At 53.0% G+C, this 21,889-nt stretch carries 19 protein-coding genes and 1 pseudogene; 4 read left to right on the forward strand and 16 right to left on the reverse strand.

The window, feature by feature from the left end:
- Nucleotides 1-86: 86 nt before the first annotated feature.
- The 4 genes and pseudogenes from R50912_RS34615 to R50912_RS30165 all read right to left on the reverse strand — a co-directional run.
- Nucleotides 87-690 (reverse strand): annotated as a pseudogene (locus tag R50912_RS34615) (cation:proton antiporter); the annotation flags it as partial.
- A 194-nt stretch (nucleotides 691-884) separates the two neighbouring features.
- Complete coding sequence (locus R50912_RS30155) at nucleotides 885-2,048, reverse strand: ABC transporter permease (protein WP_042240148.1); 1,164 nt, start codon at nucleotides 2,046-2,048, stop codon at nucleotides 885-887.
- A complete protein-coding gene (locus R50912_RS30160; RefSeq protein ID WP_042240151.1) occupies nucleotides 2,041-3,207 on the reverse strand; it encodes an ABC transporter permease in 1,167 nt (388 codons plus the stop codon). The genes R50912_RS30155 and R50912_RS30160 overlap by 8 nt, the downstream gene beginning before the upstream one ends.
- Nucleotides 3,208-3,223: 16 nt before the next feature.
- Nucleotides 3,224-4,159, reverse strand: a complete 936-nt coding sequence (locus R50912_RS30165; protein ID WP_042240154.1) for an ABC transporter ATP-binding protein — start codon at nucleotides 4,157-4,159, stop codon at nucleotides 3,224-3,226.
- 217 nt (nucleotides 4,160-4,376) lie between these two features.
- Here R50912_RS30165 and R50912_RS30170 point away from each other — a divergent pair, with 217 nt between their 5' ends.
- Nucleotides 4,377-5,540 (forward strand): sensor histidine kinase, encoded by a 1,164-nt coding sequence (locus tag R50912_RS30170; RefSeq protein WP_042240157.1) that lies wholly within the window; start codon nucleotides 4,377-4,379, stop codon nucleotides 5,538-5,540.
- 49 nt (nucleotides 5,541-5,589) lie between these two features.
- Complete coding sequence (locus tag R50912_RS30175; RefSeq protein ID WP_042240160.1) at nucleotides 5,590-6,249, forward strand: response regulator transcription factor; 660 nt, start codon at nucleotides 5,590-5,592, stop codon at nucleotides 6,247-6,249.
- Nucleotides 6,250-6,627: 378 nt separating this feature from the next.
- Here the strand turns inward: R50912_RS30175 and R50912_RS30185 are convergent, their stop codons facing one another.
- The 5 genes from R50912_RS30185 to ftsE all read right to left on the reverse strand — a co-directional run bounded on the left by R50912_RS30185 (nucleotide 6,628) and on the right by ftsE (nucleotide 12,645).
- Nucleotides 6,628-7,950 carry a PDZ domain-containing protein gene (locus tag R50912_RS30185; RefSeq protein ID WP_442950497.1) on the reverse strand — a complete coding sequence of 441 codons (1,323 nt, stop codon included), beginning with the start codon at nucleotides 7,948-7,950 and terminating at the stop codon, nucleotides 6,628-6,630.
- 169 nt (nucleotides 7,951-8,119) lie between these two features.
- Nucleotides 8,120-9,586 (reverse strand): S41 family peptidase, encoded by a 1,467-nt coding sequence (locus R50912_RS30190; protein WP_042240165.1) that lies wholly within the window; start codon nucleotides 9,584-9,586, stop codon nucleotides 8,120-8,122.
- A gap of 117 nt (nucleotides 9,587-9,703) precedes the next feature.
- Nucleotides 9,704-11,011, reverse strand: a complete 1,308-nt coding sequence (locus R50912_RS30195; protein WP_042240168.1) for a murein hydrolase activator EnvC family protein — start codon at nucleotides 11,009-11,011, stop codon at nucleotides 9,704-9,706.
- A gap of 43 nt (nucleotides 11,012-11,054) precedes the next feature.
- On the reverse strand, nucleotides 11,055-11,969 hold the full coding sequence (gene ftsX, locus R50912_RS30200; RefSeq protein WP_042240171.1) for a permease-like cell division protein FtsX: 915 nt from the start codon (nucleotides 11,967-11,969) through the stop codon (nucleotides 11,055-11,057).
- Nucleotides 11,959-12,645 (reverse strand): cell division ATP-binding protein FtsE, encoded by a 687-nt coding sequence (ftsE, locus tag R50912_RS30205; RefSeq protein WP_039302777.1) that lies wholly within the window; start codon nucleotides 12,643-12,645, stop codon nucleotides 11,959-11,961. The genes ftsX and ftsE overlap by 11 nt, the downstream gene beginning before the upstream one ends.
- Nucleotides 12,646-12,934: 289 nt before the next feature.
- Between ftsE and R50912_RS30210 the strand changes: the two genes are divergently transcribed.
- Both R50912_RS30210 and R50912_RS30215 read left to right on the forward strand, forming a co-directional pair.
- Nucleotides 12,935-14,362: a VanW family protein gene (locus R50912_RS30210; RefSeq protein WP_042240174.1), complete on the forward strand. Its 1,428-nt coding sequence runs from the start codon at nucleotides 12,935-12,937 to the stop codon at nucleotides 14,360-14,362.
- A 208-nt stretch (nucleotides 14,363-14,570) separates the two neighbouring features.
- Nucleotides 14,571-14,969 (forward strand): CBS domain-containing protein, encoded by a 399-nt coding sequence (locus tag R50912_RS30215; protein WP_042240177.1) that lies wholly within the window; start codon nucleotides 14,571-14,573, stop codon nucleotides 14,967-14,969.
- A 77-nt stretch (nucleotides 14,970-15,046) separates the two neighbouring features.
- Here the strand turns inward: R50912_RS30215 and R50912_RS30220 are convergent, their stop codons facing one another.
- The 7 genes from R50912_RS30220 to R50912_RS30250 all read right to left on the reverse strand — a co-directional run bounded on the left by R50912_RS30220 (nucleotide 15,047) and on the right by R50912_RS30250 (nucleotide 21,869).
- Complete coding sequence (locus R50912_RS30220; RefSeq protein WP_052416762.1) at nucleotides 15,047-15,649, reverse strand: DL-endopeptidase inhibitor IseA family protein; 603 nt, start codon at nucleotides 15,647-15,649, stop codon at nucleotides 15,047-15,049.
- Nucleotides 15,650-15,890: 241 nt separating this feature from the next.
- Entirely contained in the window at nucleotides 15,891-16,514 is a 624-nt protein-coding gene (gene pilO, locus R50912_RS30225; RefSeq protein WP_042240180.1) for a type 4a pilus biogenesis protein PilO, read from the reverse strand.
- Nucleotides 16,498-18,126, reverse strand: coding sequence for a pilus assembly protein PilM (gene pilM / locus R50912_RS33695; protein WP_052416763.1), 1,629 nt, complete (start codon nucleotides 18,124-18,126; stop codon nucleotides 16,498-16,500). Before pilM ends, pilO begins: the two co-directional genes overlap by 17 nt.
- Before the next feature lie 15 nt (nucleotides 18,127-18,141).
- On the reverse strand, nucleotides 18,142-18,891 hold the full coding sequence (locus tag R50912_RS30235; RefSeq protein ID WP_042240183.1) for a prepilin peptidase: 750 nt from the start codon (nucleotides 18,889-18,891) through the stop codon (nucleotides 18,142-18,144).
- A gap of 86 nt (nucleotides 18,892-18,977) precedes the next feature.
- Nucleotides 18,978-19,421: a type II secretion system protein gene (locus R50912_RS30240; protein WP_052416764.1), complete on the reverse strand. Its 444-nt coding sequence runs from the start codon at nucleotides 19,419-19,421 to the stop codon at nucleotides 18,978-18,980.
- 193 nt (nucleotides 19,422-19,614) lie between these two features.
- The gene (locus R50912_RS30245; protein WP_042240186.1) at nucleotides 19,615-20,820 is read right to left on the reverse strand and encodes a type II secretion system F family protein; all 1,206 of its coding nucleotides are present in this window, start codon (nucleotides 20,818-20,820) and stop codon (nucleotides 19,615-19,617) included.
- Nucleotides 20,820-21,869, reverse strand: a complete 1,050-nt coding sequence (locus R50912_RS30250; RefSeq protein WP_081956721.1) for a type IV pilus twitching motility protein PilT — start codon at nucleotides 21,867-21,869, stop codon at nucleotides 20,820-20,822. Before R50912_RS30250 ends, R50912_RS30245 begins: the two co-directional genes overlap by 1 nt.
- Between the last annotated feature and the right edge of the window lie 20 nt (nucleotides 21,870-21,889).

The raw sequence follows: 21,889 nt of genomic DNA on the forward strand, positions 1-21,889 counted from the left end.
CGGCTCCTCCCAGAGGTACAACGCACAAAAGCTGCCCTGCAGAGGACAGCCTGTTAAAGAATAACCTGGTAATCGCCGCATAGCAATTAAGGCGATTTCCGTACCGCTTCTTCCTGGAACACACTCTTTAGCAGCGGCGGTGTCACCAGTGTGCTGATAATTACAGCAATGATAACATCGGTGAAATATTGTGGCAGCAGCCCGTGCTCAAGCCCCGTGGCCGCAATGATCAGGGCGACCTCGCCTCTGGAGATCATTCCTGTACCAATCACCAGTGACGAGCGGGTATTGAAGCCGGTAAGGCGTGCGCCTATTCCGCCGCCAAGCAGCTTGGCCAGAATGGCGACCAGCGACAACACCACCATGAATCCGATCTGGCTGCCGAGGCCCTCAAAGCTAACACTGAGACCGATGCTGACAAAAAAAGACCGGCACAAACAGCGAGTAAGCATTCGGCTCTACTTTGGACTCCACCACATGCTTGAAGGAGGTTTGTGCACTGGCAATCCCGGCGGCAAACGCGCCGATAATGCCTGCCATCCCCATCATTTCAGCGAAATAAGAATATCCGAACAGAATCACCAGCGCTGCCGTGATCGTCGCTTCGGTCACCCGCAGCGGAGCAAGCCAGCGCATCACCTGGGGTACAACCAGCCAGCCTGCAAGGACAGCGGCGGCGAAGAACAGCAGGCTGCCCCAGCTGCACGGACAGTTCCCCCGCCAGTTTGGTGAATAACAGAATCAGCAGCAAATATAAGATGAATTCCATGATGCATTCTACTCCCTTTACTCTGTATTGGGTCCCTAAAAAAGACAAAGAGGAACCCTTGGTGACGGGCTCCTCCTAAAAACACATGGCTATAAACCACGAAACATGTTAAAGCTCAAGCACTGATCCCCGCTTCATTCGGACGCAGTATGGTGGAGCCAATCGCCAGCAGGATTGCAGCCATCAGGCCCAGAATGGCAAAAGGCAGCCACAGCTCGTTCCAGCCTCCGCCCGTTGCGGCGATATCTACCGCCTGGATGGCCCATTTCTGCGGTGTGAAATTAGCCAGCTTCTGCATATAATCCGGCATAATCGAGATTGGCCAGAAGCAGCCGCCCAGCATACAGGTCGGTGTAAGGATCAGCGAATTGAGCATGCCGGCATTACGCGGATTGCGGATCAGTCCTGCTACGGTGCTGGCAATGCCCATGGATACCAGCATGAATGCGGCCAGAACCAGGAAGTAGAGAAACATCGGCATCTCATAATCGTAGCGCAGCACCCATTTGCCCAGCGAGAGCACCACAATGATCTGAATAATCCCTACGAGAAAGCTGCCAAGGAAATTGCCGAGGGCAATTTCGTAAGAACGGACCGGGGCGCTGAACATCCGCATCATCGTGCGCCCCCGGCGGTCATCGTTGATCAGGGACACGGAGCTTGTCACCAGTGCCATCAGGAACATGAGCGTCAGACCGGTAATCACACCCAGCGTCTCCCGGGGATATAAATCATAATCCGTACGTATGCTGCCCACATGATGCTGCTCCGCCTGCTTCAGCACAGCAGCGAACTGCGCCTGCTGATCTGCTGCTGTGCCGCCGCTGAGCGCAGCAACGGCATGCGCAGCTTCAGCCATATTCCCGGCAATTGCATTGACCTTCATCTTGACGATAATGGAGCTTTCGCTCGCCCGAAGCTCAAAGATGCTAATCTGCGGCTCCTGCCCGGCAATCAGGGCGGTTGAATACCCCTCTGGAATCCATATTCCTGCCGTCCCCTCCTGCCCGATCACAGCTTCCTTCAATGCCGCCTCATCACTGCGCTGCTCAAACTTGTAATCGCCGGTCTGCTCCAGTTCGGAGAGCAGATGCTTTCCGGCAGCACCCGTATCCATATTGGCGTATAATACGGTCGCCGGACCATCGCCAACGCCCCCAGTGAGCGAAATAATTCCTGCAACTACAATACTGGGCAGCAGAATAAATATCAGCACCCCTTTGACAGTGCCAATGCTTCGCCGGATCATATTCCAGGCAATGGTTATTATTTTATTCATGGTAGCCCACCTTCCGGTATGAGACAGTCATTACGCACAGCAGAACCGCACAAATCAGACACATCACCCATAAGTTCGGCAGAATCTGCTTCAGACCGGAATGGAGCATCATGCGGATAATCGCCTGCTGTGCCCAGTGGTTGACCGTGAATGCACCGATGCTGTTCACCCAGGAATCAGGAAGCGGAGCCATCCCCCCGCTGACGAAGGTCATCACTACGGTCAGAACAGTAATAACATTCGTTGCGCTGGCCGCTGTTTTGCTGAACAGGCAGATCACCATGGAGAACGTCATGGATGCGATGATCATCAGCAGGCAGAACAACAACAGAAGTCCCGGCCGGTTGCCCCAGTAGACACCGAACAGCCAGTCTGACAGCACAATGATCGCCAGACACTGAAGGATGCTGACCAGGCCTACCCCCAGCATTTTGCCGATAAACAGCTGGGAGCCCTTGACCGGCATCGAATTGATCCGAAAAAGCGTATGGTTCTCTTTATCACTGAAGAGAGAGCCCGTCACCGTCAGCCCGCTGTACAGAAGAAACATCAGCAGCATGGAAGCCGCGTAGAATTGGGAGGCTGTATAGGTTTTACCCCCATTATTCAGATCACCCATCACCACTGCCCCTGTCTCTGCCGGTACCGGGGGAACGGCAAGTGCTTCCGGCCCAAGCGCTACCGCTGCCGACTGCTTGTAATTGATCGTACTGAGAAAATTGTCAAAAGCCGTTCCCGCCACCAGATTATCGGTATGATCCTTGCCGAGAATAAACTCCAGCCGGGCGCGCTCTCCGTGCTGCACCTCTTCATCGAAGCCGGAAGGAACAATGACTGCATAGGCGTATTTGCCCGTACGAAGCCCGCTTTCAGCCGCCTCCCGGCTCTCTGTCTTGTCGGCGATGATGAGATCCTTCACTTCCGGCGCCTCCAGAAAAGCGGTTATCATCGCAGAAGTCTCTGCTTCTCCGCCTGCGGCATTCACAACAGCTACCCGTACAGGATCGATTTCATCGGCTTCTTTCACGCCCACCACCCCGGAGAGCGAAGCCCCCAGCAGAAAGATCAGCACCAGCGGCAGCAGAAACATATTAAGCAGCATCGAACGTGAGCGGAACAATCTGCGTAGTTCATAGTTCATAATGGTCCAGGTATTCATCTTACTGTCCTCCCCTCTAATCCCGTAATGTCCGCCCGGTCAGACTGAGGAACAACGTCTCCAGATCCGGCTCTTCAATGTTAAGGGAGGCGATCACCCCTTCATGCTTGGCGAAAATAAACAGAATGTCCTGCAGCTCACTTTGTGAGGAAGGCAGATACAGCTCCACAGCATCCTGCACAGCCTCCACCCGGCTGATCCGGGGATGCCGGCTAAGCTCGTTAATTAGAGCTGGAGTGATATTCGCCGCCTTAACTACGATTTTCTCCTCATGGGCTACCCGCTCCCGCAGCTCGCTTTCCGTGCCGCAGGCTATAATATGACCTTTATCCATAATCGCCACCCGGTCACAGACCGCTGCTACCTCCTCCATATAGTGGCTGGTATAGATAATCGTTGAGCCCAGCTTATTCAGTGTTTTGACCGATTCCAGAATGTGATTGCGGGACTGCGGATCAATGCCGACGGTCGGCTCATCCATAATAATCAGGCGCGGCCGGTGCATGATGGCACAGGCGATATTGAGTCGCCGTTTCATCCCCCCCGAGAAGGTGGACGGCTTATCCCTGGCCCGGTCGCTAAGACCTGTGAATTCGAGCGCTTCCTGGATCCGTTCCTTCAAGAGCTTCCCGCGCAGGCCATACAGCTTCCCGAAAAAGCTTACATTCTCTGCCGCCGACATATTCTCGTATAAGGCCAGCTCCTGGGGGACAAGCCCTATACGCTTCTTAACCTCCAGCGGCTTCTCCCTTACGGACAGACCATCGATCAGAATCTCGCCGCTGTCCGCCTTAAGCAGACCGCAAATCATGCTGATTGTTGTGCTTTTCCCGGCACCATTAGGGCCGAGCAGGCCGAATATTTCGCCTTCCTGCAGACTGAAATTCACATGATCCACGATCAGTTTGCTGTCATACCTTTTCACCACATCGGTTAATACCGCAAGTGCCATTTGCCATCGCTCCTGTTCCCTTAGTTCTCGTATTCTCATTGTAGCGTAGTGAAGGCGTGGCCGAAGGTACAGAAGGTCATCCTCTGGAGGTGACCAAAGTCATCTCCTGAACGATAGCACTCTTATGATAAGATGGAGATAGCTGAGAAGTAATTGATGGATAACTTATCGAGGAAATCATATAAATTCATATATTCTATAAAAAGGATGACCCTAATTGACCAGAGAACTGAATATGCTGCGTTACGGTCTCATTATCATTCCTGCAGTACTATCTATCTATGTCTATGAGTACGCCGACTATGAACAGTTCACTCTTCATTTCCTCTTGCTGCTCCTGATCGCGACGCTTGGCACAAAACTGCCGAAGCCCTTCCCTCTGCTCACCGGAGGCATTGAACTGATCTACACAGCCTGGCTGTGTTACCCGTACAGCACATTGATGATTTTCCCGGCCCTGTCGGCGGTACTGTCCTACTCCTGGCTGCAGCGTAAGAACATGGCAATTGCCTTCTTCTGTATTCATCTGGTGCTGCTCAATGTTGCCTTCCGCGATGCTGCCCCGGCTGTGCAGGCGTTCACGAACCTCACCTTCCTGCTGGCCGCCGCGCTGAATATACAGCTGATCCGGACGGGACGCGGCCGCGCAGATACCTTGTTTCTCTACGATGAGCTGCGCAAGAAGCATTTCGAGCTTGAGGAAGCACGCTCGCGTCTGCTCCAGTTCACCACGCAGGTAGAGGTTGCCGCGCAAGCGGAGGAACGGGTGCGGATCGCACGCCAGCTGCATGATGATATCGGACACCGGCTAATCCGGGTCAAAATGATGACCGAAGCCGCCATCCATACGCTGCCGGCAGCTCCCGAAACAGGTCTTGGCATGATGCATCAGATCCGGGACCAGCTCTCGGCCAGTATGGACGATATGCGGGCTGCGCTGAAGCGGATCAACTATACGCCGCAGCTTGAAGGTGCGTATGCGCTCGACCGGCTGCTGGAGGAGGTAGGCCGTGATACCGGCATTGCAACCTCCTATACTGTGCAGGGGATTCCTTATCCGCTCTACCCGAGCATTCAGGTCGTGCTCTATAAAAACGCCCGGGAAGCCATCACCAATGCACTGCGGCACGGCAAGGCGGACTCTGTCTGGATTACCTTATCGTATAGGGATCACGAGATCATGATGGAGGCAGGAAATAACGGCCGGCTGCCCGAAGAAGACGCCCTGCATAAACTGCAAAGCGGCGGAGGCATGGGTCTAACCGGTATGACGGAACGCACCGTCCTGATCGGCGGGACCCTGGAGCTGCGGCCTGTGCCGCAGTTCACAGTCATCACCCGGTTGCCTGTGTACAGGCAAGGAGAGGATATTCAGTATTAGTTATGGGCTGGCGGAGCCCCAATTACAGTGAGAAGGAGCTAAGCATAGGATGATTAAAGTATTGATCGTGGACGACGACTCTTTTATCCGTGAGAGCTTGAAGGTACTGGTCGGGCTGGACCCTGAGATTGAGGTGGCCGGAACGGCAGGGGATGGCTTTGAAGCGCTCGCTTTGTTGGGGACGCCAGGCGGCGGGGCTGATGTCGCACTCATGGATATCCGGATGCCGGGGTGCGGCGGTGTGGAAGGCACACGCCTGATCAAAGAGGCTCATCCGCACGTAGCCGTTCTAATGCTGACTACCTTCGACGATGATGAATATATCATTGAAGCACTGCGTAACGGAGCCAGCGGTTATCTGCTCAAGAACATTCCGCCGGACCGGATCATTCAGGGCATCAAGACTGTACATGAGGGGAACATGCTCATTCATCCGGATATCGCCCGCAAACTGGCCGGCTTCCTCCAGCCGCCTGTCCGTCAGGAAGCCGCCCATAGGCAGGCTCTGGAATCCTACGGGCTGACTAAAGCAGAGCTGACCATAGTGTCCTCGATTGCAGAGGGACTTACCAATAAAGAGATTGCCGGGAAGCTGTTCCTAAGTGAAGGCACGGTCAAAAACTATATTACCGATATCCTCAGCAAGCTCGGGCTGCGGGACCGTACACAGATCGCCATTCTCTATTTGAAGAGTCAGGGGAACCGGTAGGGACTTGGTTGGGTAGGGGCTTGGGTAGCGGCTTGGGTATTACGTGCGGAAACGGCGATCCGTCCTCCACTGGGTAGTCTCGATTTCTGGACATATCAGATTTTTCAGGTGGAGAGAGAACGGGGACTTTTGTGGGACATTAAATTTGGCGTATACGAGATTGGAATGAATCATAGGGTGGCGGTTTGGCCTGGTTTGGGTAACCGGGGCACATTGTTGTACGTAATGCAGGAATTCTGCCGGATTGGCGGGTTAGCGGAAATTAGAGCCTTCAAGTTGTATGTAGACTCTTATATCCCCTCAAAAAAGGCCAGTTCCCTGGGTGATAATCAGGGAACTGGCCTTTCAAGTTTTGCTGTTACAGGTTAAGTAATTCCGTCAGACTCCGGCAGATTTCTGCTTAGCCTCCGCAGAGGCGGCAGGCTTCTTCCGGCCCCGCCGCCCGGGCGTATGGCCCCGCTGGCGGGTTCCCGTCTGCATCCCGATGATGCTGAAGATACTGGACGGCTTGGCCTCTGCGGTCACGCTTCCGTCCGGTTCCGGCACCAGAATGATGCCGAGCTGATGGTGATCGCCATCGTAGATCGCGCGCTGGAGGTATTTGCTCTCGCCTTCGCGGTTCAGCACCTCCAGCTTGCAGAACGCCGAATTCATGCGCAGCGCCTCATGCAGCTGCGCCGCGCCGGTCAACAGGACCCCGTTGACCTTCAGCAGGACCTCGCCGGGCAGGATGCCCAGCTCCTGCCCCGGGCTGCCCGGCAGCACGGCCAGCACCTTGCGGCCGGCCGGGGGATGCACGAAGACAGGACTGATACTGCGCTCCTCCAGAGCGCTGTACCAGCTTAACCCTTCGTGCAGCAGCACTGCAGTGAGCGCCGCGACCAGGGTCAGCGGGCTCCACCAGTCCGCAAGCAGGCTTAAGCCGAGCAGGACGATGCTGTATACCAGCAGCCGTCCTGAAGTGCGGGCCGCCTTGCGTCCGGGCAGCATGCCCTGGGTCATCTCGCTGAAGCCGATGATGACCGGCAGGGAGACCATGCCCAGGCCCCCGCCCAGCAGCGGATGCCAGGGCAGTTCACCGATTCCCGCACCCGGGGGAATCAGCAGGAACAGCGGCAGCGGCCAGAAGGCCTGCAGCTGGTAGCCGCCGACCACCTTGCCGCGCTTGCCGGCAAGGAAGAGCGGGGTCGCCAGCCTGGCGCCCTGCCAGCGCGCCAGCAGCGCTTCAGCCAGATGGAGCAGCGCGGCCAGCACCAGCAGCGCCGGGATATCCATCTCCCGCAGCGCCCCGGCAATCGTTCCTGCGGCTCCGCTCTGCAGCGTATCCGGAAAGAACGAAAGAACAAACTGAGCAATTCCCAGCACACCTATAGAATACGCAAAGCATAAATAGCGCACACGAAAAAGCATTAATACCAGACTGACCACCCAGATGCAGGCTACAGCCGTATAGGATAAGGAGACACCCAAGGCTACAGCTGCTAAGGAAACCACAAGTCCCGCAACCCCGCCAGTCCACACCGTCCGCCACGTTTCTCGGCCCCAGCTATGCAGCTTCACATGGATGAGCTTCCGCTCCAGCGCAACCTGCCTGCGGTAATAGAGTGCAATAAATATAAGAGCGATATAGTAATAAGGCTGAATCAGCAGATGAATGACCGCTGTACCCCAGCTAGCAAGCAGTTCCAACATCACATTCAAACCGTTCGTCACACTCCTTTTCGTCCGGGACTAGTGGAAATGTATTAGGTGTCCTCTAAAATGAGTCTATGTTATCGAAGCAGCAATACCCTGTATCGCCTTCAGCCCAAGGTGTACAACATAAACTTTCTTCTATTTGTAGAAAAAAAGAAGGCTGGAATCAGCCTTCTTACTTGTTCGACGCCGTAGCCTTGATTTCCTTCCGGATCTCTTCGATTCCCTTATTCCGCTGATTGTCTTTGGCCGGGTCCTGAATGACCTTGATCAGCGCCAGCTCCAGCGCTTCTGCGGTCTTGGCATCAATCACGCCTGTTGACTTCAGCTTAGCGGCGCTCTGGAATTTCTTGACCGCTTCCTTGGTACCGGCATCGAAATATCCATCCTTGCGGCCCGGCTTATAGCCCAGACCATCCAGCATCGTCTGTGCGCTTTTGACATCCGTGCTGTTCATATTATATTGCAGCGTTACACTCTTATTAATCGGCGCCACCGAGAAGTAATCCGGCTGGGCGACCGCAATATCCGGCTTGATGCCCTTGCCGTGAATCCAGGTGCCGTCTGGTGTCAGCCACTTGGCAATCGTAATCTTCAGCAGACTGCCGTCACCCAGCTGCTCTTCGAAGCTGGTCTGGACGGTGCCTTTCCCGAATGAGTCCTCACCGATCAGCTTCGCACCCGCAGATTGCTGCAGTGCTCCTGCCATGATCTCCGAAGCGCTCGCGCTGCCTTTATTCATGAGCACAACTACCGGATACTTTTTCCTGGAGCCCTTTGAGGTACTGACCTCGCGCTGCTTGTTTTTGTCTTCGACCTGTACGATTGCCTTGCCGGCCGGTACAAACTGCTCTGCCATTTCGATAACAACCGGCAGCACACCGCCGGGGTCATTGCGGACATCAATGACAAGTCCCTTCATGCCTTGCGTTTCCAGCTTGGTCAGCTCTTCCTCGAACCGCTTCCCAGTGTTCTGTGAGAATTGCGTAACCTCGATCACTCCGATATTGTCCTTCTCCATCGTAGCGTAGACCGTTTCCAGTCTTACATCATCGCGGGTAATGACGAATTCCAGCGGCTCCGCTGTGCCGGTACGTTGAATCTTCAAGGTTGCGTCGCTTCCCTTGGGACCGCGGATTTTGGCTACAGCATCATTAAGCTCAAGCCCCTCCAGTGATTCCCCATTAACGGAGAGGATTACATCCTTGGCCTGAATGCCGGCCTTCTCAGCCGGTGAACCTTTGATCGGCGAGACTACAACGACCTTGCCGTTATCCGAGGAGACTTCAGCACCGATGCCCGAGAAGGAGCCTTCGATACTCTCTTCGAATCTTGCTGCCGTTTCCTTGCCCATATAGTTGGAATAAGGGTCGCCCAGTGCTTCCATCATACCGTTGACAGCGCCGTCGATCAGCTTCTCGCGGTCCACGGTCTCATAATAATTGCTCTCGATCAGGCTGAGGGCGGTACCTAGCTTCTTGGATTCTTTGTCTTGCAGTCCGGCTGTCTGCAGGACCGTCGCAATTCCCTCGCCTGCCGCTTGTCCGAATACATGCGCATAGCCGGTCACGCCCAGGGTCAGCAGGCTGCCGCACAGCAGCGCGGCAACGATCATAAAGGCTGCGGTACTCTTCTTTAACATGATGTTCCCACCGTCCCTTCTTGTCCATCTTCTCACCCGCAAGGGTCCGTTCCATGAGAAACGGCATCTCTTCCAGTATATGCCGCTGAATGAAAATATATTTATTAGAGCTCAAATTTACAGATAAGGCATAGGATTAACCGTCTTGCCGTCGACCCGAACTTCGAAATGCAGATGCGGTCCGGTCACGCGTCCAGTGGCACCGGATTCGGCAATCGTCTGTCCGCGTTCTACCCGGTCTCCCGGTTTCACTTTGATTCCGCCTTCGCGGATATGGCCGTACAGCGTCCATACCCCGCCGCCATGGTCAATGATTACACAATAGCCGTAACCGCTCCACCATTCCGCCACCAGGACGGTACCGGAATCGGCCGCATGGATATTCGTGCCCTGCGGAACCGCAAAGTCCACACCGGTATGCATTTTGCCGACTTCACCCGTAACCGGATGCGTCCGGACACCATACGGCGAAGAGACACGAGCCGAGCCTACCGGCAGCAGGAAGGGCCCATCACCGCCGGCATATTCCTCTACGCTGGCAATGGAGCTTCTGCTGCTGCTCGCAGACTTGGCGGCCTTGGCCGCTTTGGCAGCCGCCGCTGCCGCCCGGCGTGCCGCTTCGGCTTTGGCGGCCGCTGCGCGGCGTGCCGCTTCCTCAGCCTTGAGCTTGTCCTTCTGCTCCTCCAGGGCAGAGCGGTTGCTGGCCAGTTGCACCAGCTTGGCATTCTGCTCTTCGGAGATCACCTCAGCCTCTTGAATCTCTTCATCGTAGTAAGCAATTAGCTCCTGCTTCTCCGCTTCCTTATCCTTCAGCACACTTCGCTGGGACTCCAGATCGGTATACAGCTGCTTAGCCTGGGCGTATTGCCCCTCCAGCTCCTGCTTCTTCGCGATGACCGTCTGCTTGTCCAGCTTATGCTGCACCAGCAGATCCTGATCCTGATCCACGATCATCTTCAGGGAATCGGCCCGGTCGAGGAAATCCGAGAAGCTGGTGGAAGACAGCAGCACATCCAGATAAGAGACTGCACCATCCGTGTACATCAGGCGGACACGTGATTCCAGTAGTTTTTCGCGGGAAGCCACACGTGCCTCTGCATCGTCCAGTTCAGTTGCCGTCACATTAAGCGACTCCTCCGTACTGGCGATTTTACCGGAAATGGTCGTCATCTCACCCTTCACCTGGGCAATCTGGTCCAGCACATACTGGAGATTCAGCGTCGTCTTATTCTTATAGTGCTGCGCTTCCTGATTGCGGGATGCCGCCTTCTCCTGCGCCGCCTTGGCCGCCTGGACCTCCTGCTGCAGCTGCTTCAGCTGCTTGTCAATCTCGGCAACACTTGTTTTCTTCGCATATCCGTCAGAGGGCCCGAACATTGTTACAGCCAGCAACATTACGGCTATTCCGGCGACAATCTTCTTCAACTCGCACTCCCCGTCCTTTGTTCAAATGTGAAATTCATCTATGCTATACCTTCAAGAATTTGCGGATCGACACCGTACTTCCCCAGACGCCAATTAATACACCGAGGCCAACCAGCAGTCCGCAGAGCAGCAGCCAAATATCCTCAAAAGGAATCAGCCGCAGCCCCAGCATCGGATCTCCCTGCACCGAAGAGACCAGACTGCTATAGCCCACATACAGCGCCCCCGAAGTAACCAGCGAGCCGATCAGCCCGATGAGTGCACCTTCAATAAAGAACGGCCAGCGGATAAAATAATTCGTTGCCCCTACGAGCTTCATGATGCCGATTTCCTTGCGGCGGGCGAGAATCGTTACGCGGATGGTGTTCGAGATCAAGAACATGGACATCAGCGCCAGACCTGCCACAAAAATAAACCCGATGTTGCGCACAGCCTTAGTCACTTTAAACAAGGTCTCCACCGAGCCTTTGCCATAATTCACTTTGTAGATCGGCTGCTCTTCAAGGGTCTTGTTCAGTGCTTCTATCTTCTCAGCTACAAACGGAACAGTGGTCGGCTCGATCACCTCTACGAGCAGCTTGTCCGGCAGCGGATTATTATCTTCATCGAAGCCTTCCAGGAGCTCGGCGGCATCCGGCCCCATATCTTCACGGAATTCCTTCAGACCCTGTTCTTTGGAGACGAACTCCACCTTGCTGACTTCCGGCATACTGCCGATTTCGTTTTCCAGCTTCTCCCGCATTTTCTGGTCCGTATTCAGCGTCAGATGCACATTGATCTGCACCTGGCTGTCAGCTTTGTCCGCTACTTCATTGACATTGAGCACCAGCAATATAAACACTCCGAGCACGAAGAGAGAGACAACGATGGACGTGATGGAAGCCACTGACATCCAGCCGTTGCGGAATACGTTTTTGAAGCCTTCCCGCACATGCCGCAAGAAGGTTTTAAAACTCATAACCGTAATCCCCTCTCAATTGGTCTCTGACAATCGTCCCGTTCTCAATAGCCAGCACCCGTTTGCGCATTTTGTTGACAATATCCCTGTTGTGGGTAGCCATTACGATCGTTGTTCCGCGAAAATTAATCTCATCCAGCAGCTGCATGATGCCCCATGAGGTCTCCGGGTCCAGATTGCCGGTAGGCTCGTCCGCAATAATGACAGAAGGGTTGTTGACAATGGCTCTGGCAATGGCGATCCGCTGCTGCTCTCCCCCTGAGAGCTGTGAGGGCTCACGTCCCGCTTTGCTGCGCAGTCCCACCAGATCGAGCACTTCATTCACACGCTTCTTGATCACCTTCTTCGGCGCCTCGATAACCTCCATCGCAAAAGCGACATTCTCATAAGCCGTCATCTTCGGCAGCAGGCGGAAATCCTGAAACACCACGCCGATGTTGCGGCGGACATAAGGAATCTTGCGGGGCTTGAGCTTGCCGATATTGAACCCGCCTACAGAGATCTGTCCTTTGGTCGGTGTTTCTTCTCTATAAATTAATTTCATGAACGTTGATTTACCTGCGCCGGACGGTCCGACGATATAGACGAACTCATTCCGGTCGATTTTGACAGATATTCCTTGTAGCGCGTGGGTTCCGTTAGGATAGGTCTTCCATACATCCTGCATCTCGATCATCTTATCACTTCCCGATTCTGACATATTCCGCCGGGCCTTATCTTATCGACACCAAACTGCGGAAGCTTCCATAAACTGCATTATTATCGCAGGCGTATCTATTGTAACAAATCCCTAACCCCTTGAGTACCCGAAAGTTTTACCGAATCCTTACATATACATAAAAATATCAGGTTCACTCCAGCTTCTGTTCTAATATATATCGGTATTCCCAGGCGTTCTTTAAGACTTGATTCCATGGCCCGTGCCGCTTCCGGCGCAAATCCGCCCCTACAGAAGGAGATTGCTTATGAAAAAAGTACACGCTGCCCTCATCGCGGGTTTCGGCCTGATTCTGGCCGGCTCGCTGGTCGCCGGAGGGTTTCATTTATATGGCTCCCAGACCACCTTGCCCAAGGGAACAGCCATTGCCGGCTGGGATATCAGCGGCCAGGACATCACCGAGGTGCGGGCCGCGCTGGAGGCAAAACTTCAGGCGCTTGAAGCTACGCCGCTCACACTGAAGGCCAAGGGGGATACCGGGTTGAGTGTCTCACTGCAGCAAGCAGGGGTAACCTATGAAGCCCAGGAATTCCGGCGCGCCCTGAAGACGCTGACGGATGGTCCGCTAATGGATCGGGTACAGGCACGGTACAATTGGAACGGGAACTGGAATATCGGAATTCATCTGGAGATTTCGCAGCTTATGAACAGCCTAAGTCCGGCATGGGAAAAAGAATCCTTCGGCGTTCCTGTCGACGCAGTGCGGCAGATTACCAGTGATGACCGTGTCGTCTATACTCCAGGGACCACCTCCTTCGAGGTAGACTGGCATGCGCTGGAGCTCGCCCTGCAGGCGGCCGTACCCACCCGGCTTGCCGGCAACGGGGCACTGGAAGGGAAACGCATTTTGCTGGAGGTGCCCTTAACGGTCAAGCAGCCGAATGTCACGCTGCAGGCGCTGAGGGATCAAGGCATCGAGCGCAAAATCACCCAGTTCAGCACCTCACTCGGGGCCAGCGGACCCGGGCGCAGCTTCAATGTGGAGGCTGCCGCCAAAGCCGTCAACGGGACCATACTGCCGCCTGGTGCTATTTTCGATTACGGAAAAGCGATCCAGAAGGCCCAGGCGGAATATGGCTTCCGCGAGGCTCCGGTGATTGTCAACGGCAAGCTGCAGCCCGGCACGGGCGGGGGAATCTGCCAGGTCTCCAGCACTCTGTATAATGCCGCGCTGCGCTCCGGGCTTGAGATCGTTGAACGGCGCAACCATTCACTTCCGGTCAGCTATCTGCCCAAAGGCCAGGATGCCACTTTTGCCGAGGGCTATATCAACTTCCGTTTCCGCAACAATACCGGCAAACATCTGATTATCAAGTCCGAAGTGAAGGGCCGCACGCTGACCGTCAAGCTGTTCGGCACTTTTCCGAGAAACGTTACTTATTCCTTAGAATCCCGCACTGTTGAGGTACTTCCTCCCACCGACAAGTATGTGAGCGATGCCTCGCTCCCGAAGGGCGGAACAAGGGTACTGCAATCCGGCAAAACCGGCTATGTAGTGGAGACCTACATTACCCGTTATGTTGACGGTAAAGCCAAGGAGAAGACGAAGCTCTCCCGTGATGTCTACTACGCCCAGAAACGCGTCATTGCCATCAACCGTGGAGGCATGAGCAAATCTACGCTGCCGGAATCCCCGGGCAGACAGCTGGTGGAGGACGGGGTAAAGGGCCAATAAGCTGCTGCAAGTAAAAACGGCTGTGCCCTCCTTATAAAAGGGAGGCACAGCCGTTCGTGCGTAACATTCGGCGGAAACTTAAACTTTAGCCCAAGCATGCTTTTTAATAAAAATGGCATCCTTTACATAAGGCTTACCGGAGAAGCCATTATAATTTACGATTGCGCGCTACAGTTGAAAGTAGAACCTATCAGAAAGGATGAATTCTATGATTACAGCATCAACGACTGACCTGTCCGCCCTCATCCGCCAAGCACCTTCCGTTTCGCCATCGATGACCTGCCGTGAAGCCCTGCGGGTACTGTTTCAGCATCCGGAATCCAAATGCATCATCGTCCGCAGTACAGATAATGAGCCGGTTGGACTGATCATGTGCGAACGTTTTTTCCTCAAGGCTACAGGACGGATGGGTATGGACAGATTCTACCATGAACCCGTATCGCAGCTGATGAACCGCAAACCTCTGGTGGCCGATATCTCCACCCCGGCTGAGTTACTCTGGGCCGAAGCCATGCAGCGTCCCGAACCGATGAGAAACGACTGCATTATCGTGACCGATCAAGGCCGGATTGCCGGTATTCTTCATCCTGCGGAGCTGCTGCACTGAGTGCGGCGGAGCTGCTGCGCTGATTGCGGCAGAGCTGTTGGCCTCTTAGTTATGCACAGTTCCTTACCATCCCCGAACTAGAAAACCGTAGCCGGCGATACATCAATTCTCCAGTATCCGCTTACCTTTTTGAGTTTCACCACTACATTCTCATTAACACCTGTCGTTCCTGCTGGCGGTACGCTGAGCTCGAACACTGCTGACTGTGCAGTTTTTGAAACCATCCGGGCTGTGGCTCTGCTGTAATCCAGCGTGTTGCCCAGATCTACATTAGGCTGCGCCATTCTTCCGTTATACTCCAGAAATTGAGTCTGCAGATAGAAGGCTGCGGCGTTGTGAGTGTATGCCCGTTTAATATAGTTCATCAGTTGCTGCTTGCTGCCAAGATCACTGGAGAGATAACGGTACTCTACTGTATTATAATTAAACAACTCAGGATTGAATTCACTGCCCCCCCGGCTTGCATACGCGTATATCGCCTTCGCATGAACCATGAGTGGAATAATACTCTTCTCGGTCAAATTATTGATTGTAGCGGGACCTTCCTTGCCTGGTGCAGACACCGCTACTGTTCTTACTCCCTCTATTCCCACCGCTGGCGAAGCCGCGAGCGCTCCGCTTCCCGCAGAAACCAGACCCAGTGATAGTGCTAATGAACCGATCAACATTTTTTTGTTCATTCTGAATGCCTCCTTGTAATCCTGTTTTATATATTGAAGAACTATTTCTCTCCAACTGCTGCGATAAGTACTATATAACTTACGATAGCCCGTAAGCTAAAATACCCAATACTACCCCATGTGTAAACGGTTAAACCCCAAAACAGCATAAAAAAGCTCCGCCCTCCTGTTTATAGGGGCCAGAGCTGGGATAAATGGAACTATATAGGGTAAATAATGCGCTACCTATGACTGTCTAAGCTCAGGGCTGCTCTTGATCCAGAACAGCAACTTGCGCCGGAGTTTCTGTTGGTTCCGACGACTTCTCATAGTAGGCAGTAAAAGTAATATTAGCTGAAATAATGTTACCGGAATCGCTGGAGTGCTGGAAACTGAACGCATCCACATTAATAATGCGGGGTAGAAGCTGTAGTGCAGTCATCCAGCTTCGCACACTATTATAGGTTCCTTCCACAAGCGCAGTCATCTTCAAGGCCTTCACGGTAGGGAACACTACTTCGGAGGAACCGGTCATAACCTGAATGGGATTCGTATCATCCAGCGTGAAACCGATATCCTTCAGCCGGGCATTGGTCATTGTTCCGATGGCTCGCAGATCGAGAATAAGCTGCTCGCTGTCGTCACCGCGCGGGAGCTGGGCCAGAAGCGCATCCTGAGCCTCGTCATTCACCGCCGAACGGTTCAGTTCTTCAATTTTGTTCTCCATGAGGCTGTTTTGCTGCTCCAGTTGCGACATCTCTGATTCCTGCTCCGCAATCTTGCTGTTTGTAGGCTGGAATCCCAGCAGGAAGAACGCGAACAACAGCAGGAACAGGACAAGAATCCCCAGCACAATAGGCGAACGGTATTTATTGATTTGTTCCATTCTCATCCGCCTCCCCCGGGTTAGATGCATCAGTATCCTGCTGCGTGCTTTTCGCCAAATTCACATGATATATTGCCGTGTAGAATCTCGTTAGAGTCGCTGGAGATTGCGTACTTCCGGACGGATCTCCTTCAGACAGCTTCTGAATACTCACGTCAACCGTGAAGGACATTTTGCGCAGTTCAGCGAGATATTCGGAAGCATCCTCCATTTTGAGCATCTTGACGGTCAGATCAATGGAGGTGAGGTATGTGTAACCAATATTGCTAAGCGAAGCCCCTTGCGGCAGCCCGGAAGCCAGCTCATTTAATACAGAAACAATATTCAGCTTGTACTTCAGGATCTCTTCAACGGCCGCTTTACGGTCCAGTTTGCCTGAACCGCCGTTATTAGCTTTGGCCAGCTCCAATTGAAGCAATGCGCTCCGGTCCTGCAGACCCTGGATTTGCTCTGACTGATCGTTAATCTGCCCCTTGTTCGCTGCATAAAAGATCCCGGTGCCCACTATGCCCAGCAGCCAGATTCCGACCAGTGCAATGGCCAAATAGGGAAATAACATGGCCTCACGGTCTTCACGGGGCAAGAGATTAATATGCTGTGTACCTGAACCTAGTGCAGCTCCGGTCGCAATCCGGTAGCTATTCAATTGCAGGTTCTGGCTTCTGGCTACACTAGTCTCCAATTGATCAAGACTTACCGGAATAATCTCCTGTTCGGATAAAGACTGGCTAAGCTCCTCATGCAGCTGGCTGCGGATGCCCGGAGTCCCTGTAATCAGTACATTGCTGATCCGGGTACTGCCATCGTGCAAGCTGTACTGGTAGAAGTTCAGCATCCGCGAGATTTCAGCTGTAATCTCCAGCATCTGCTCGGGTGAGAGATGTTCCTCCACATTCTCAAGCGTAGCAGCTGCCTCCGACCTGTATTTGATCTCTTCCTGTACAGGCGGAGCTACCGGCTCCGCTCTGCCCGCTTGCAGATCGGCAACATTAATCGTACGGATAAAGACAGGATTGCCTTCACGGAACATATAGATATCCAGCAGTGACTGCTCCAGATGGATCAGCATCGTTTCTGCAAAGGCTTCGCCCTGATTCAGCATGATGCTTCTTGCTAACGCCGTAGCGGAAATTTCGACACTGCCCACCCGTAAACCAGCCGCTTCCAGAATATCGATATAATCCTGAATCGGCTTGCGCGGCGCGGCAAATACCAGCAGATGACTCTGGTTTTCATCCACGCTTGTTGTAACGTAATCATACACCGGATTTTCAAAAGGCAGATGCAGACCCGTTTCTACCTCCAGCTTCACAAGCTGCTCAAGCTGTTTTTCATTCGTGCTGGGAATACTCATTTTACGGATAATGATTTGAGCAGGCGGGATAGCCAGGGACACCTTCGAACCGCGAAGGCCTTGTTTTTTAACCCAGGGCTTAAGGATATCCAGCAGTGACTCACCGTCAGCAATCTGATTCTCGACAATCATGCCCGGATGCAGCGGAAGGACCTTCTTCTTGCGGACTTCCCATGTTTTATTCTTCTTTAAGCTGACGCAGCGTATGGCGGATTCCTCAATGGAAATCCCGACCGCTTGTTGACCTAATCTCAGCATCCGATGATGTTCCTCCTAACCGATAAACGAAAGATATGCGCCGATGATGTCCGGGCCGAACAGATATGAGAGCAGTGAACCCAGAGCCAGGAAAGGTCCAAACGGGATTGGCTGTTTGCGCTGGACAATGCCTAACAGCTGCATAATTGCTCCGATGGCGGCGCCCAGCGCACAAGCCAACAGAAACGCCACAATGACATTTGGCCAGCCGATGATCCAGCCCAGCAGTGCAAACAGCTTGACGTCGCCCATTCCCATTCCCCCAAACAGGGCCAGCAGAAGGAGAACGCCTCCACCACTTAAAGCGCCAAGCAAATGATACCATAGCGGGACTTCCGCCATGAAAGGAACCAGTCCCAGAAATACCGGCGCAAAGAATAACAGCACTTTGTCAGGAATCAGCATATATCTCAGATCAGAGACTGTAATAATGACCGCCAGGCTGACCAGCAGCATCCCTGTAATTCCCTCAAGCGTGAGGCCGAATTTCAGATACATCACCAGAAATAATAGTCCAGTTGCGGCTTCTCCAAATAGATACATTGGTGACACCCTAGTTCCGCAATGCCGGCACTTCCCCCGCGATAACAGATAGCTGAGAACCGGGATCAGATCCAGTGGCGTAAGCCGCGTCCCGCACTTGGGACATTGCGATGGCGGATTCAGTAAAGACTCTCCTGCCGGTATCCGTAGTCCTACTACGTTATAGAAAGAACCGAGCGTGAGGCCTAGTAGAGTTATATAGATTGCGATAAAAATAGTCATGATGGGTTAGTGTCCCTTTCGGGGATTTTAAAAAAGGAATCGGAATGGTTCCGATTCCTTTCTATAAACGAATAATTCAAATATATTTATTTGGTAATGATTTGGGAAGCTGTATAAAGACCATTTCTAACTTTTGCAGGGGCAGGAGTTAAAGTAACAGACTGCAATATTCCATCTGCAGTAAATTTCACCAATGTTGTAGCCGGGGTGAGTGCAACTTTTGTACTAGGCAATACTAAGCCGGCTTCAATATAGTGATTTGTTTGAAGTGTTTCTAGAGTAACCGAAGTATTAGATACAAAGTTACCATTTTGTTCTCCAATGACATAGAGTCTTGCTGCTTCATAAACTTGACGTGCTGTGGCCAGATCTGCATCCTCACGTGAATTAGTAACGATATTACCAATGAGCGGAATCGCAATAACCGCAATTATCCCCAAAATAACGATAACCGCCAGTAACTCAATCAGCGTAAACCCTTTCTGATTCTCTTCCTTGCTGAGTCTTCTCTTAATTGCCTGTGCCAACATTTCGTTTCCCCCTTGATAATAGTAGTGTGTGATGTTCCGACAGAAATCTCATCCTATGTTGCTACCTTCCTGCTGTATTGCTCTTGGTATAGAAGCAGCTTCTCCATCGTCCAGCACCTGCGGAAGCAGCTTCAGCTCCCGCGCCGCCTTTTCCGGCGTCACCCCTCTCAATGGCTGCAAGGAACCGCAAGGTTCACATATTGCTGTACAGACTGAACATCGGCAGCATGATGGCTGCTACAATTACGCCGACTACCCCTGCCAGAAAGGCAATCAACAGAGGCTCCAATAAGGATTTGAGGCGGTCAACTGTGTTCTCTACATCCATCTCGTAGAAGTCAGCGACCTTCGACAGCATCGTATCCAGCGCTCCGGTCTCTTCACCGATGGCAATCATCTGTGTAACCAGCGGCGGGAACACCCATGCCTTCTTGAGCGGCTCAGAGAGCGGATTTCCCTGTCTGAGGGAATCACTTGCACTGCGGATATAACGCCCGATTACCTTATTGCCTGCCACTTCCTCTACAATAGCCAGGGATTGGAGGATGGGTACCGAGCTGGCGTAGAGTGAAGAGAATGTCCGGGTAAACTGTGCAATCGAGCCCTTCTGATTCAACTTACCAAAGACCGGAACCTTCAGCTTGGCGTAATCAAGTACATAGGCCCCTTTCTCGGTACGTTTAGTTATTTGATAGGCAACTACTAAGAGAAGTACCCCCAGAATCCAGAAATACCATTGCCCCTGAATACTTTTGCTGAGTGCCAATACCATCTTGGTAATCGCCGGAAGCTCGGCATCAAAAGACTCAAACATGGTGACAAATTGCGGTACAATTGCCCATAACAGATAAATTACTGCACCTATAGCCATCACCCCAACAGTAATCGGGTAAGTCAGTGCAGATTTTATCTTCTCGGTTGTTGTATGCTGCTTTTCAAAAAACATCGCCAGCCGCTCCAGCGTTCCTTCCATATTCCCGGATTCCTCACCGGCGCGAATCATGCTGACAAACAGCGGCGGGAATATCCTCTTGTGATCCTGGACCGCCTGGGAGAAGGAAATCCCCCGCAGCAGGCTTGAACCGACATCCTGCAATGCCTTACGTAGCGGCTTACTATCCGTCTGCTCTGCCAGGATGCGCGTAGCATCTACAATGGATACTCCGGCACGCATAAGTGTCGCGAACTGGCGGCAGTAAATAATAAAGTGAATGGTTTTAACCGGATTGCCTATATAAATATCCATTTGCAGAATGGAAGTTTTACGTTCCACCAGCGAGAATACCGTCAGATTGCGTTTGCGGAGTTCATCCATGGCTGCCGGCTTATCCGTAGCGGTAAGCTTCCCTTTGATTGGCCTGCCGGCCGCTGTTTTGACTTGATACTCGAACAATGCCATCAGCCGTTCACCTCACTCATATACGCTTTGGCTGCAGCAGGATGTACAAGCCCTTCCGCAAGATATTCACGGATGTTCATCTCCAGTGTGTGCATACCCAGCGCCTTGCTTGTCTGCATGACATTCTTCAGTTGATGCGTCTTCTCCGTCCGGATCAGGTTGGCAACCGCGGGCGTATTCACCAGAATCTCTGTTGCACATAACCGCCCGCGGCCCGAAGCTCTCGGGAATAAGCGCTGGCTGACTACAGCAAGCATCACCGAAGCCAACTGGGAACGGATCTGATTCTGCTGATGGCCTGGAAAAGCGTCGATAATCCGGTCAATCGTCTGCGGCGCATCTGTCGTATGTAGCGTTGCTAATACTAAGTGTCCAGTCTCAGCAGCAGTAACGGCTGCTGAGATCGTCTCCAAATCACGCATTTCCCCCACCAGAATGACATCCGGATCCTGTCTTAATGCTGCCCGGAGACCGCTGGCGAAGCTGTTCGTGTCGCTCCCCACTTCCCTTTGATCCACCAGACATTTGCCATGGCTGTGCAAGAATTCTATAGGATCCTCCAGGGTCACGATATGCTTGCTCTCGGACTGGTTGATGGAATGAATCATCGCCGCCAGCGTTGAGGATTTGCCGCTGCCCGTAGGGCCTGTCACCAGGATAAGACCTTGCGGCTTCTTTACCAGAGATGCCAGAATCGGAGGCAGGGATAACTGCTCCAGCGACGGAATCTCAGCGGGAATAGACCGGGCTGCGATGCTTACTCCACTCCGCTGACGGTACACATTTACTCTGTAACGCACTCCATTATCAAGCGGGTAGGAGAAATCAATCTCACCGGTCTCATTGAAAATACTGTTATGCCGCTCCTCCATAAGCACCTCTGCCATTGCCAGTGATTCCCCGGCTGTGACCTGTTCCCCTTCAACCGGATACAGGGTTCCATCAATGCGTATTACCGGCGCTGAACCTACAGAGATATGCAAGTCGGAAGCCTTGGAGGTATAGGCCATATGAAGCAGTTGTATAATGTCTCTCGTGAATGTCGGCACTGGCTATCCTCCTCAACGTT

This window comes from Paenibacillus sp. FSL R5-0912 (assembly GCF_000758605.1).
Taxonomy (GTDB): domain Bacteria; phylum Bacillota; class Bacilli; order Paenibacillales; family Paenibacillaceae; genus Paenibacillus_AQ.

Excerpts from the sequence above, each read along its gene's own strand:
- R50912_RS30240 (WP_052416764.1), bottom strand. The coding sequence starts at position 19,421 with ATGTTGGCACAGGCAATTAAGAGAAGACTCAGCAAGGAAGAGAATCAG.
- pilO (WP_042240180.1), bottom strand. The coding sequence starts at position 16,514 with ATGGAACAAATCAATAAATACCGTTCGCCTATTGTGCTGGGGATTCTT.
- R50912_RS30245 (WP_042240186.1), bottom strand. The coding sequence starts at position 20,820 with ATGGCATTGTTCGAGTATCAAGTCAAAACAGCGGCCGGCAGGCCAATC.
- pilM (WP_052416763.1), bottom strand. The coding sequence starts at position 18,126 with ATGCTGAGATTAGGTCAACAAGCGGTCGGGATTTCCATTGAGGAATCC.
- ftsX (WP_042240171.1), bottom strand. The coding sequence starts at position 11,969 with ATGAGTTTTAAAACCTTCTTGCGGCATGTGCGGGAAGGCTTCAAAAAC.
- R50912_RS30215 (WP_042240177.1), top strand. The coding sequence starts at position 14,571 with ATGATTACAGCATCAACGACTGACCTGTCCGCCCTCATCCGCCAAGCA.
- ftsE (WP_039302777.1), bottom strand. The coding sequence starts at position 12,645 with ATGATCGAGATGCAGGATGTATGGAAGACCTATCCTAACGGAACCCAC.
- R50912_RS30210 (WP_042240174.1), top strand. The coding sequence starts at position 12,935 with ATGAAAAAAGTACACGCTGCCCTCATCGCGGGTTTCGGCCTGATTCTG.
- R50912_RS30155 (WP_042240148.1), bottom strand. The coding sequence starts at position 2,048 with ATGAATAAAATAATAACCATTGCCTGGAATATGATCCGGCGAAGCATT.
- R50912_RS30220 (WP_052416762.1), bottom strand. The coding sequence starts at position 15,649 with ATGAACAAAAAAATGTTGATCGGTTCATTAGCACTATCACTGGGTCTG.
- R50912_RS30235 (WP_042240183.1), bottom strand. The coding sequence starts at position 18,891 with ATGACTATTTTTATCGCAATCTATATAACTCTACTAGGCCTCACGCTC.
- R50912_RS30160 (WP_042240151.1), bottom strand. The coding sequence starts at position 3,207 with ATGAATACCTGGACCATTATGAACTATGAACTACGCAGATTGTTCCGC.
- R50912_RS30165 (WP_042240154.1), bottom strand. The coding sequence starts at position 4,159 with ATGGCACTTGCGGTATTAACCGATGTGGTGAAAAGGTATGACAGCAAA.
- R50912_RS30190 (WP_042240165.1), bottom strand. The coding sequence starts at position 9,586 with ATGTTAAAGAAGAGTACCGCAGCCTTTATGATCGTTGCCGCGCTGCTG.
- R50912_RS30175 (WP_042240160.1), top strand. The coding sequence starts at position 5,590 with ATGATTAAAGTATTGATCGTGGACGACGACTCTTTTATCCGTGAGAGC.